Origin of the sequence: Acinetobacter sp. NIPH 542 (assembly GCF_000369825.1) — a bacterium.
In the GTDB taxonomy this organism is placed as follows: Bacteria; Pseudomonadota; Gammaproteobacteria; order Pseudomonadales; family Moraxellaceae; genus Acinetobacter; species Acinetobacter oleivorans.
In genome coordinates this window covers 2215236-2227910 of sequence record NZ_KB850206.1, presented here as the reverse complement: position 1 = coordinate 2227910, position 12675 = coordinate 2215236, and the positions used below count along the sequence as shown (strand labels likewise).

The following is a 12675-nucleotide window of genomic DNA, read 5'->3' as shown; positions in this document are numbered from 1 at the left end:
GCCATTCTTTAGATAATTTTAACGAATTTTTGCTTCATCCAAATGACGTGCACCCTCTAAAATCATTCGAATCATGATCATGGTCTGTTCGGCAAGTTCTGACCTTTGCTCAATAGGAAGGTCAATCGCTTTTGCCCCCATGTGAAACACAAGTTGAGTAATTGCTTTTGCAACAAGTTCAGGGTGGTAGAGGTGATTGTTATTTAAGCGCTCCAGCCGAATTAAATCTTCTTGTAGCTCTTGTTGAAAGAAATTTAATTGACGTTCAACTGCGGCTTTATAAGAGGCAGAGCCTGTAAAGCCTTCACGTAGTAATAAACTTAAGTTACCCTCATCAGCATCGAGCTGCTGAAGAAAAATATCGACAGAACTACGAATAATACTTTCTTGTAAGGATGCGCGTAGGCGAGCGTGGCGAATAATTTTACGTAAGACAATACCAGCACGGTCAATTAAAGAAATCGCTAACTCATCAATATCTTTAAAATGTCGATAGAAACTGTTTGGCGCAATACCAGCTTCTCTTGCTACTTCACGTAAACTTAATGAAGCAATACTCTTTTGTGGGCCAATCAGATTTAGAGCAGCCTGAAAAAGTTCTTCTTTAGTAATTGTCGCTTTTCTTCCCACAGAACGCGTAGCTGTTTTAATTTCAATGACATCTTGTTGTCGAGGCGTGTCATTCAGGTTCTGAGAAAGTGAAGATTGGGTCATGCTGTTCAATATATTTGTAAACTGTCAGGATTATAGCCTTAGAAGCTGAACTTGTGAAATTGTAATTAAAAGTACAGGTGTATATACAAATATATATACATGTGTATAATAATTAAAAAAGAGCGACAGAGCCTCCAGCTATGCAAGTAATCGAAAAGAGAAATTCTCTATTCAATTCATTGACACAAGCCATCTTTGATAGAGATACGGCTAACTTCTGGCTACAAAAAGTTAATCCTTTATGGTCTGTAAAACATGGGCTTGTTCAAATTGTAAAAAAAGAATTTGTCGCTCATGACATGGTGAGTCTTACACTAAAATGTAACCGTTTAGTGAAAATAGGTGTTGCTGGTCAGCATCATCCTGTCATTGTTGAAATTGCTGGTCGTCGTTATGAACGTACGTATAGCTTGACGCAAATTGACGAACAACATTTACGTTTAACGATTAAAAAAGTGGCTGATGGTATCGTCAGTAACTGGTTTATGACTGAAAGCCAAATTGGCGATGTTTTTGAGCTTGGTCAACCTTATGGAGACATGCAACAAAATATCAATACGCCAAAATTAATTATGCTGGCTGCGGGTAGTGGTATTACCCCAATGTTGAGCTTAATCACTGCAATTAAACAAAGCCAGCAGTTAGATAAAGTTCAAGTACAACTTTTATATTGGGTAAAGCAACGCTCAGATGCAGCTTTTATTGAATATTTTGAACAAGTTGCACAGCAATTTTCAAATTTTAGTTATCAGATTTTTTATACACAAGAAACACCAAATGATGAGCGTTTAAATGCAGAGCATTTGGCATTAGTAGATGATTTAGAAAACAGCACCGTATATGCTTGTGGGCCTTCAGGTTTTGTTTCGACAGTGGAACAACTTTTTGAAAAAGCGCCCGCTGTATTAACAGAAGCTTTTAGCTTAACTCAAGATAGTACGGCTGAAGTTGGTTATGTAAATGTCACATTAACCCAGTCTAATAAGGTCATTGCAATTCCAAAAGGCCAATCAATTTTGGTCAGTCTTGAACATGAAGGCCTTAAGCCAACACATGGCTGCCGTATGGGAATTTGTAATAAGTGTGTTTGTAGCAAAGCTCAAGGTTTTACTCGTAACTTACTCAATGGTAGTGAAAATACAGAGCCAAGCCAATTACTCAAAATTTGTGTGAACTCAGCACAATCCGATCTAGTTATTGATCTTTAAGAGAGAACTCTTATGAATATGCCAGTGAAAGTCGAATATTTTAAAAATCCTAAAAATCGAGATTTGACGCCTGCAGAACTTGACGCATTTGCAAAAGAGCTCGATCAGATCAAGCAAGAAGTATTGGATGATTTGGGTGAGAAAGATGCTAAATATATCCGCCGTGTCTATGCTGCAATTCGTTACAGTAGCTTTTTAGGCCGAGCATGTTTGTTTGCAGGTTGGTTCCCACCAGCATGGGTTTTAGGAACAGGTCTGTTAGGCTTTTCTAAAATTATGGAAAACATGGAACTTGGTCATAACGTTATGCATGGCCAATACGACTGGATGAACGACCCTAAATTTAATGGTCAAACTTACGAATGGGATACCGTTGGTACTTCTGATAACTGGCGTCAAACTCATAACTATAAACATCACACTTATACCAACATTAAAGGTATAGATGATGATATTGGTTATGGTTTGCTTCGCTTATTCCCAGAGCAACGTTGGAAACCAGGTTTCTTGCTTCAACCGGTTTATAGCATTCCATTTTGCTTATTGTTCCAATGGGGCGTAGCCATTCAGAACCTTGAAATTGGACGTGTCCTTTATAAACGTAAAAGCATGGCAAAATTCTTGGAAGAGTTAAAACCAGTGAATAAAAAGATTGGTACTCAGCTCTTCAAAGATTACGTTTTTTTCCCATTAATTGCAGGCCCAGCAGCTTTGCCTGTATTTACGGGAAATCTGGTTGCGAATGGTCTTCGTAATATTTGGACATTTACGATTATTTTCTGTGGTCACTTTACAAAAGATGCAGAAGTATTTCCAAAGTCTGTTTTACAGGACGAAAGCCGTGGCCACTGGTATATGCGCCAGATTCGTGGTTCTTCAAACTTAAAAGGTTCAGAAGCACTACATATCTTAAGTGGACATTTGAGCCATCAGATTGAGCATCATTTATATCCTGATGTTCCAGCGCGCCGTTATCGCCAAATGGCTCCAAAAGTTGAAGCTGTATGTAAAAAATATGGTCTGAACTATAACAACGCGAGTTTGACCAAACAGTTTGGTCAGGTGGTAGGTCGTATCTTGAAATATGCCTTACCATTTAAAAAATAAATAAAAAAAGCCCTGATCAGTTCAGGGCTTTTTTATTACTTCTTTTTAGAAATCCACATGGTAATCGTAGCTTGGAAGACTTTCTCTTTCTGAGAATCATAGACTTCTACATTTACCAAATATTCGCCAGCTTTATCCCAGTCATAATTTTTTTCTACAGGCGTTGCAACTGCAATTAAGTCTGTTGCTGCCTTTTTTAAATATTCGACAGTCATACCTTTGGGAATCCAGCGATGTGTGGAAGGCACTGTAACTTCTGTCATTGTGCCACCTGCGAGTTCAGCCATATTACACATCGCAATCGCATGAACTGTTCCAATATGGTTGAGAACAGAACGCTTTTTCTTAATCGCTATTTCACAATAATTAGGTTTTAAATCGATAAAGAGCGGTGAAATACTGCCGAAATAAGGTGCTTTTAAACATAGCATGCGTGAGAAAGTCCATTTTCCTTTAGGAAAAGCAGATATTTTGTTCCAAAGTTCTAAAGTGGTTGCCATAGTTTAAAGCTCCATTATTAATAAAACAGAATATTATTCTGTTAAGGAATATAATTCTGTTTACAAAAGTGAGTCAAGTCATTCAGAATATCTCCGATAACTGGTTAGGGAACAAACGATGAAGTCTGCACAAGAACTATTAGAACGTTTATATCCAGGCAGAAGAGCCGTTTTAAAAAGACAAATTTTATTAGATGCCTTGTCTTGTTTCTTAGAAAATGGAATTGAAACCACAAGCATTGAAATGATTCGTTCGAAATCGGACAGCAGTGTAGGGGCTATTTATCACCACTTTAAAAATAAAGAAGGGATTGTCGCGACTTTATTTTTTGCAGCTTTAGATGACCAAGCGGCAAGAAGAGATGACTATCTGGAGGGCACAGAATCCCTTCAAGAGGTTTTATATGCTTTCATTCATAGTTACATTGATTGGGTAAGTGAACAGCCAGAGTTTGCTAAATTTTTAATATCTGCTCGTTTTAATGTGATGCAAGGTGAAGACCAAGAACGTCTTGTTCAGAAAAATAAATTAAGAAATCAAAAGATCTTTAATGAAATTTCAAATTATGCAGATTCTGAGTTTTTAAAATCTATACCTCATGAGCTATTACTCTCATTAGTGATTGGATCTACAGAAAATTACTGCCGTGCATGGTTATCACAACGTGTTTCTTCCAACCCTAAAATTTATAAAGATATTTTGGCGAAAGCTGCTTGGGATTCTTTGCAAAATTTGAGTTGAATATTTTGATCAGTAATAAAAAAAGCCGCATATTTCATGCGGCTTTTTTAGATCAAGAAATTATTTAAATTGAATTGAACCGTTTGCATTTACAGTAATTTTAGATTCACCAGCCGCCATGTCTTGAGCTGGTGCAGCTTCGGCCATAGCAAACTTAGCCATACTCGCTCGCATTACAGGCTGAGGGAAATAGTTGTTGGTATTTAAGTTTAAGTTAACGAGCGTGTATTGGCTTTTATTCCACGCTTGAGTCAACATTTGAGCACGTTGTTGAAAGTTTTTAGAAGCTTCGACCATCAAATCATTTTCAACTTTTTTACGTTGCTCATCTGAAACTGTAAAATTAATCGATTGAGTTTGGAAGCTTTGTTGCAATTCATTGACTAACTGGCTTGCTGCTTTAAAGTCTTTACTTTCAAGACGAATTTCAGCGCGGCCACGCCATTCTTTTAGCTTATTACTGTCGTTATCGTAAATTGGGTAAGTGCTTTGAGCACCAGTTTCCACTTTTACTTGCGGATATTTACGAGAAACAGCGAGTGCCTGATTCATCAATTGATTAATCTGATTTGAAAGTTCGGCTGGTTGTTTGTTACTTTTTTCAATATATAAAGTTGCATGCATTTCATCATTAGAAACTTGACGAGAAGCTTCAGCTTGTACATTCACAATATTATAGTTCAAAGCATTATCATCCTGAGCAAAAACTAAAGGGCTGAGGAGAGAACCTAAAAGAAAGGTTGAGACAGCTAAAGTACGCATAATTTTTTCCTTTAAAAATTAATATAAATTTAATTTTTTTCATTAAGAAATGTTAAACATAAGTTATGCATAACTTTTGCAGATTTTGTGGCGTATTTGTAATATTTAGATCAGTTTTTTTAAATTTTGGTAAATATAAAATCTTTAAAAAATAAATACTTAAAAATAAAGTATGTCAATGTAACTTAAAAAATCAAAGTAATATAAAAAAAGAATATTTTCTTTAGGTTGTCACATAGTATGATGATAATTCATCTTAACTATTGGGATGATACATTTTTTCAATAAGATTAGATGAGTAAAGTACATAAAAGACGTTTTTTTTCTTGTAAAATTAGGTATCATCGCGCTCCTAGTTACAAGATATAAAATAAGTGTCTTTACTAGTTCTATAAAGCACCGAGTCAAAGGACCAAAAGTCACCAGACTTATTTCTTTCTACCCCTATCAGAGATGGTAATCCGATATGAGCGTTACTTCCGTTAACCCTGCCACTAATGCTACTAACGAATATTATTTGACTCGCCAAAGTCAAATGGAATCAAATGTTCGTAGCTATCCACGTAAATTACCGTTAGCGATAGCGAAAGCACAAGGATGCTGGGTTACTGATGTTGAAGGTACAGAGTACCTTGATTGTTTAGCTGGGGCAGGTACATTGGCTTTAGGTCATAATCATCCTGCGGTGATTCAAAGTATTCAAGATACATTGGCAAGTGGTTTGCCATTGCATACTTTAGACTTAACCACACCTTTAAAAGATGCATTCACTGAAGCATTGTTAGCATATTTACCTGGTGGTAAAGAAGAATACTGCTTGCAGTTCTGTGGTCCTGCTGGTGCAGACGCAACTGAAGCAGCAATTAAACTTGCTAAGACTTACACTGGCCGTAGTTCAGTGATCAGTTTCTCTGGCGGTTATCATGGTATGACCCATGGTGCACTTGCTATGACTGGTAACTTAAGTGCAAAAAATGCAGTTAACGGTTTAATGCCAGGCGTGCAATTCATGCCATATCCGCATGAATACCGCTGCCCACTTGGTTTAGGTGGTGAAGCTGGTGTTGACGCTTTAACTTACTTCTTTGAAAACTTTATCGAAGATGTTGAAAGCGGTGTAACAAAACCGGCTGCTGTTATTCTTGAAGCAATTCAAGGTGAAGGCGGCGTAGTTACAGCTCCAGTAAAATGGTTGCAAAAAATCCGTGAAGTGACTGAAAAGCACAACATCGTTTTAATTTTAGACGAAGTTCAAGCTGGCTTTGCACGTTCAGGCAAAATGTTTGCATTTGAACATGCAGGTATTGAACCTGATGTTGTTGTAATGTCTAAAGCAGTAGGTGGTGGTTTACCACTTGCAGTATTAGGTATTAAACGTAAATTTGATGCTTGGCAGCCTGCTGGTCACACTGGTACTTTCCGTGGTAACCAACTTGCTATGGGTACAGGCCTTGTCGTATTAAAAACGATTACTGAACAAAATCTTGCTCAAAATGCGCAAGAACGTGGTGATTATCTACAAGCTGAATTTAAAAAATTAGCTCAAGAATTCCCATGTATCGGTAACGTACGTGGTCGCGGTTTAATGATCGGTGTTGAGATTGTTGACGAGCGTAAACCAGCTGATCGTATTGGTTCACATCCTGCTGATTCACAATTAGCTGCTGCGATTCAAACTGCTTGTTTCAACAATAAACTATTGCTTGAAAAAGGCGGCCGTAACGGTACAGTAATTCGTTTACTTTGCCCGCTTATCATCACTCAAGAAGAGTGTGTTGAAGTAGTTGCTCGCTTTAAGAAAGCAATTGCAGAAGCATTGGTTGCAGTACGAGGCGCATAAGTATGGTGGATTTTGCAGAACATCGTAAAGCGTTACTCTGCAATGATGCACAATCCATTGCTGACTATGAGTCAGCAATGGGCGAAGCGGTAAAAGCCGTTTCAGCATGGTTGCAAAATGAAAAGATGTACACAGGCGGTAGCATTAAAGAATTGCGTTCAGCAATTTCTTTCCAACCTTCAAAAGAAGGTATGGGTGTACAAGAATCACTTCAACGTATGATTGAGCTTTTCTTAAATAAAAGCTTAAAAGTACATCATCCACATTCATTAGCACATTTACACTGCCCAACCATGGTGATGAGCCAGATTGCGGAAGTGTTAATCAATGCAACTAACCAGTCTATGGACTCATGGGATCAAAGCCCAGCCGGTTCATTAATGGAAGTTCAGCTCATTGATTGGTTGCGTCAAAAAGTTGGTTATGGTTCTGGTCAGGCAGGTGTTTTCACTTCTGGCGGTACTCAATCTAACTTAATGGGTGTGTTACTTGCTCGTGACTGGTGCATTTCGAAAAACTGGAAAGACGAAAACGGTAATCCGTGGTCTGTACAGCGTGATGGTATTCCAGCTGAAGCAATGAAAAACGTCAAAGTTATTTGTTCTGAAAATGCACATTTCTCTGTGCAAAAGAACATGGCAATGATGGGCATGGGCTTCCAGTCAGTTGTGACTGTTCCTGTGAATGAAAATGCACAGATGGATGTAGATGCTCTCGAAAAAACGATGGCGCATTTGCAATCAGAAGGCAAAGTGGTTGCTTGTGTTGTTGCGACAGCAGGTACAACTGATGCTGGTGCAATTGATCCATTGAAGAAAATTCGTGAAATCACGACGAAATATGGTTCATGGATGCACATTGATGCGGCATGGGGCGGTGCATTAATTCTGTCAAATGACTACCGTGCAATGCTTGATGGTATTGAGTTGTCTGACTCGATTACCCTCGACTTCCATAAGCATTACTTCCAAAGCATTAGCTGTGGCGCGTTCTTGTTAAAAGACGAAGCGAACTACCGTTTCATGCACTACGAAGCTGAATACTTGAACTCTGCTTATGACGAAGAACATGGTGTACCAAACCTTGTTTCTAAGTCATTACAAACGACTCGTCGTTTTGATGCATTGAAATTGTGGATGACAATTGAGTCGCTTGGTGAAGATCTTTACGGTTCAATGATTGACCATGGTGTAAAACTTACTCGTGAAGTTGCAGATTACATCAAGGCAACTGATGGTCTAGAGCTTTTAGTTGAACCACAATTTGCTTCAGTATTGTTCCGTGTTGTGCCACAAGGCTACCCAGTTGAGTTTATCGACAGCTTGAACCAAAACGTAGCGGACGAATTGTTTGCACGTGGTGAAGCAAATATCGGTGTAACAAAAGTTGGTAATGTACAGTCATTGAAGATGACAACATTAAGCCCTGTTGTGACATTCGAAAATGTTAAAAACCTTTTAGGTCAAGTATTGGCTGAAGCTGAACGTATTAAAGATGCGATTGCTTCTGGTAACTATGTACCACCAATCGACTAATTGAGTTGATAACAAAAAAAGCCTGGCTTCTTGCTGGGCTTTTTTATTACAGATTCTTTTATTCAAAATGTGTATGAGTAAATAGAAATATGCACAAACCATGCATATTTTTCAAAAACAAAAATAATTATGCATGATCTATCTTATGCAAATTTCTTATTGTATTGGTATGTCCCCAATATTTTTGGTCACATTGATATATCAATATCGTACTTACTTTAAATAATCCCGTTTTAACTGAAAAAAGTAAGTGGCTGTAATTACAATTAAGACAAGGAAGAAGAAATGCAACAAGTTAATGTGCTTAATGAATTTAAACTGATTATTAACGGTCAATCTTGTTCAGGTGAACAAGGTGAACTAGAAGTTATTAACCCTGCTACAGGTTTAACAGCTGCGCGTTGTGCAAAAGCATCGGTTGAGCAAGTAAATCAAGCAGTGAGTGCAGCTAAACAAGCCTCTAAAGCTTGGCAACAAGTTTCACATGATGAACGTAAATCAATTTTAAACAAAATTGCAGATGGTATTGAAAAGCACGCTGAAATGCTTGCAGAGCTGGTTGTGCTTGAACAAGGTAAACCACTAGCACTTGCGCAAATGGAAGTGCAGGGTGCAATTGGTTGGACTCGCTATGCCGCTGCTATGGATTTACCTGTTGAAGTGATTGAAGACAGTGAAACCAAGCGTATTGAGCGTCATCGTCAGCCATTAGGTGTAGTGGCTTCAATTACTCCGTGGAACTGGCCTCTCATGATTGCTGTTTGGCATATCATGCCTGCTTTACGCGCGGGTAACGTTGTGATTAGTAAACCTTCTGAATACACACCGCTATCAACTTTGCGTCTATGTGAAATCATTCAGCAAGAAGTTCCAGCAGGTGTTATTTCAATTGTGGTAGGTGCTGGTGAGATTGGCGAAGCACTCTCTTCTCATCCAGATGTGCAAAAAGTCGTGTTTACGGGTTCAACTCGAACTGGTCAACATATTATGGCTGGTGCAGCTCAACAATTAAAACATTTAACATTAGAGCTCGGCGGTAATGACGCGGGTATTGTATTGCCAGATGCAAATATAGATGAAATTGCAGCTAAGATTTTTAATATGGCGTTCTTAAACGCTGGTCAAACATGTGCAGCCTTAAAGCGTCTATACGTGCATGAAAGCCAATATGAGGCTTTATCTCAAAAGTTAGCTGACATTGCCAACGCTCAAGTTGTGGGTGGTGGAATGGAGTCTTCTACAACGTTTGGTCCGGTACAAAACCAAATGCAATATAACAAAGTGAAAACTCTTATTGCTGAAGCCATAGAGCAGGGTGCAAAAGCGCTTTCTGGTCAGCAGCCGTTACCAGAGCAAGGCTACTTTATTGCGCCAACTATTTTGACTGAAGTTTCTGACTCTTGCCGCGTGGTTCAAGAAGAGCAATTTGGTCCAGTGTTGCCTGTTTTAAAATACACAGATATCAATGATGCAATTGCTCGTGCCAATGACAGTGAATTTGGTTTAGGTGGTTCAATCTGGTCTTCTGATATTCAAGCTGCTCAAACTTATGCGACTCAGCTGCAATGCGGTACTGTTTGGATTAATACCCATGCAGAAGTACTACCTCATGCCCCTTTTGGTGGCTGGAAAATGTCAGGCTTAGGTGCAGAGTTTGGTTTAGAAGGTTTACTTGAAAATACGATTGGGCAAACGGTTCATATCAGTAAAGTCTAAATATTAATTCTAAGGCGGATCATAGATCCGCCTTTTTATTTTAAATTATCTTATTAAATACTAACCTGCTTAAGTCGTGTGATGGTAACCGTGACCTTTAGGTTTGATTAAAAAATGATTCTGTTCTTTAATTTTTTTCAGAACAATGTAAGACTTTATGTGGCCAATAAAATTATAAGAAAGCAATCTTTCGGTTACAAATTGAGAAAGCTGTTCTAAGTTTTCCGCAACGACTTTTAAAATAAAATCCGCATCGCCACTAATTGAAAATGCATCTTGAATGTTATCTTCTGCTTCAATTAACTCTTGAAAAGCCTGCTGAGATTTTGCCTCATGTGTTCTTAAATTAATGTGAATCATCGCTGTAACTTCCAGTCCTAGCGCTTGTTGCTGGATACGGGCCGTGTAACCTAAAATTATGCCTTTTTGCTCAAGTAGCTGTCTTCTTCTAGAACATTGAGAAGCAGATAAACCGATTAAATCTCCAACTTCCTGATTGGTGAGCCGTCCATTCTTTTGTAGTGCCTGAATGATTTGCCAGTCGAACTTATCCATTGCATAAAATCCTTTTATGATACACAAATCATGTATTTTTATTAAAATGCGTTTTCATTATGCACGAAATCTAAAAGGTAGATGAAATATTATTTTTCTATGGAATAAAAATTGGTCTCAAAGGATATAGAGCAATGTTCATAGAAATCGGTGACTTTTTAAATCTTCGTTTAAAACAAATGGGTATCCAACATCTGTTTGGTGTACCTGGTGATTTTAACCTCTCATATCTCGAACAAGTTGAAGCAGATCCGGAACTCGAATTTATCGGAAATTGTAATGAATTAAATGCTGCCTATGCAGCTGATGGTTATGCACGAATTAACGGTTTTTCTGCCTTGGCAACCACTTATGGTGTAGGTGATTTAAGCGCGATTAATGGCATTGCAGGTGCATATGCAGAAAATGTACCTCTTATTCATATCTCAGGTATTCCACCTTTACATGCAGTTCAAAAGGGCACTTTAATTCACCATACGCTTGTCGATGGTAACTACGACAATATTATGAACTGTATGAAAGAGTTCACAGTTGCTCAAACACGTTTAACTCCTGCAAATGCAGCTTTTGAAATTGATCGTGTATTACGTCAGTGTTTTCTTGAACGCCGTCCTGTGCACATCCAGTTAGCGGGAGATATTACTCACGTTAAAATTGAAGTTACTGACCGCCCACTTGATTTAAGTTATCCATCTGTTGAACCAGACTTATTGCAAAGTGTGGTAAGCAAACTTTGCGATATTTTGAACAATGCAAAAAGCCCAGCACTTCTTATTGATAATGAAGCTTCAGTTTTTGGTGTAACTTCGCTTTTAAATGATTTATCTCAAAAATGCTCAATTCCATTTGCGGGTATGAATACTGCAAAAAATATTATGGATGAAGGCTCACCTCGTTATATTGGAACTTATGTAGGTGGGGCAAGCCAACCGCATGTGAAAAATATTATTGAGCAATCTGACTGCCTGATTGGTATTGGCGCACGTTTTACAGATGTTGGTTCAGCTGTATTTACTCATCAAATTGAGACCAAGAATTACATCGAAATTAAATCTTATGGTTTGAACATTTTCGGGCAAGATTTTCCGGGTATTGAAATTGGACAGTTACTTGTTGAGCTAAATAAAAAAGTTGCACCACGTAAATCGTCAATGCCTCTTCTTGAAAAACAGCCACAGAAAATAATTGAAGCCCCAGCTCAACAAAAGCTAAGCCAAGATGTGCTTTGGAACTATATTGCAGGTTTCTTAAAAGAAGATGATGTGATTATTGGTGAGGTAGGAACTTCAAACTCAGCTTTGTCCGGTTTAAAACTTCCTGCTACAGCTAAATATATTGCTCAGCCGCTTTGGGGTTCAATCGGTTATACCTTGCCAGCTTTACTTGGTAGCTTGTTGGCTGCTCCAGAACGCCGTCAAATTTTGTTTATTGGCGATGGTTCTTTCCAGCTTACGGTACAAGAGCTTTCTACAATTATTCGTCACGGTTTAAAACCTATTATTTTCTTACTGAACAATGGCGGCTACACCATTGAGCGCTTAATTATGGGTGAAAACGCAACCTATAACGACGTGCAAAACTGGAAATACACCGAAATTCCTGCGGTATTTAACGGTAAAAAAGGCCATACCACCTATGTGGTTGAAACTGCCGGACAGCTTAGAAGTGTTTTAGAGAATGTTCATTTAAATGATCAGTTAACTTTTATTGAATTAAAACTACCAGCAATGGATGCGCCAGTAAGTTTGAAAAAATTTGCTTCAGTCATCGCGCGTTTTGATTACGGCGATCGTGGCTACGAAATTTTAAAGGAGCGTTCCCAGCCTATTAAATGTAAGGATGCAAGCTCGTTTTAAATAGAAGATAGGACAAGTCTTCTTAAAATTAAATGGACTCATATTAAAGCAAACGTATTTCCGAAGGTCGGTTTCTGGCCTTCGGATATGGTGCTGAATAAAGGTGTACAGGAAGTGACACCAACATTGGAGATAATGTT

11 protein-coding genes are annotated in these 12675 nt (G+C 38.3%); 7 read left to right on the top strand and 4 right to left on the bottom strand.

The genetic code is table 11. The features are described 5' to 3' along the window. Positions 1 to 18: 18 nt before the first annotated feature. Positions 19 to 714 carry an HTH-type transcriptional repressor FabR gene (gene fabR / locus F886_RS15865; protein ID WP_003650423.1) on the bottom strand — a complete coding sequence of 232 codons (696 nt, stop codon included), beginning with the start codon at positions 712 to 714 and terminating at the stop codon, positions 19 to 21. A gap of 140 nt (positions 715 to 854) precedes the next feature. Here fabR and F886_RS15860 point away from each other — a divergent pair, with 140 nt between their 5' ends. Both F886_RS15860 and F886_RS15855 read left to right on the top strand, forming a co-directional pair. Beyond that, the gene (locus F886_RS15860) at positions 855 to 1922 is read left to right on the top strand and encodes a ferredoxin reductase (RefSeq protein ID WP_005307335.1); all 1068 of its coding nucleotides are present in this window, start codon (positions 855 to 857) and stop codon (positions 1920 to 1922) included. A 12-nt stretch (positions 1923 to 1934) separates the two neighbouring features. Beyond that, on the top strand, positions 1935 to 3029 hold the full coding sequence (locus F886_RS15855) for a fatty acid desaturase family protein (protein WP_005307332.1): 1095 nt from the start codon (positions 1935 to 1937) through the stop codon (positions 3027 to 3029). Between the two features lie 35 nt (positions 3030 to 3064). Here the strand turns inward: F886_RS15855 and F886_RS15850 are convergent, their stop codons facing one another. Next, positions 3065 to 3529: a hotdog fold domain-containing protein gene (locus F886_RS15850; RefSeq protein WP_005307330.1), complete on the bottom strand. Its 465-nt coding sequence runs from the start codon at positions 3527 to 3529 to the stop codon at positions 3065 to 3067. Between the two features lie 118 nt (positions 3530 to 3647). Here F886_RS15850 and F886_RS15845 point away from each other — a divergent pair, with 118 nt between their 5' ends. Then, the gene (locus F886_RS15845) at positions 3648 to 4271 is read left to right on the top strand and encodes a TetR/AcrR family transcriptional regulator (protein WP_005307324.1); all 624 of its coding nucleotides are present in this window, start codon (positions 3648 to 3650) and stop codon (positions 4269 to 4271) included. 60 nt (positions 4272 to 4331) lie between these two features. Here the strand turns inward: F886_RS15845 and F886_RS15840 are convergent, their stop codons facing one another. Beyond that, a complete protein-coding gene (locus F886_RS15840; protein ID WP_004790852.1) occupies positions 4332 to 5033 on the bottom strand; it encodes an SIMPL domain-containing protein in 702 nt (233 codons plus the stop codon). 466 nt (positions 5034 to 5499) lie between these two features. Here F886_RS15840 and F886_RS15835 point away from each other — a divergent pair, with 466 nt between their 5' ends. The 3 genes from F886_RS15835 to F886_RS15825 all read left to right on the top strand — a co-directional run bounded on the left by F886_RS15835 (position 5500) and on the right by F886_RS15825 (position 10124). Then, on the top strand, positions 5500 to 6873 hold the full coding sequence (locus F886_RS15835; protein WP_004790853.1) for a diaminobutyrate--2-oxoglutarate transaminase: 1374 nt from the start codon (positions 5500 to 5502) through the stop codon (positions 6871 to 6873). Positions 6874 to 6875: 2 nt separating this feature from the next. After that, complete coding sequence (locus F886_RS15830) at positions 6876 to 8408, top strand: pyridoxal phosphate-dependent decarboxylase family protein (protein WP_005307321.1); 1533 nt, start codon at positions 6876 to 6878, stop codon at positions 8406 to 8408. A 285-nt stretch (positions 8409 to 8693) separates the two neighbouring features. Beyond that, a complete protein-coding gene (locus tag F886_RS15825) occupies positions 8694 to 10124 on the top strand; it encodes an aldehyde dehydrogenase family protein (RefSeq protein ID WP_005307319.1) in 1431 nt (476 codons plus the stop codon). A 69-nt stretch (positions 10125 to 10193) separates the two neighbouring features. Here F886_RS15825 and F886_RS15820 read toward each other — a convergent pair whose 3' ends face one another. Continuing rightward, on the bottom strand, positions 10194 to 10679 hold the full coding sequence (locus F886_RS15820; protein WP_004643588.1) for an Lrp/AsnC family transcriptional regulator: 486 nt from the start codon (positions 10677 to 10679) through the stop codon (positions 10194 to 10196). A gap of 134 nt (positions 10680 to 10813) precedes the next feature. Between F886_RS15820 and F886_RS15815 the strand changes: the two genes are divergently transcribed. Beyond that, positions 10814 to 12535, top strand: coding sequence for an alpha-keto acid decarboxylase family protein (locus F886_RS15815; protein ID WP_005307316.1), 1722 nt, complete (start codon positions 10814 to 10816; stop codon positions 12533 to 12535). The last annotated feature ends 140 nt before the right edge of the window (positions 12536 to 12675 follow it).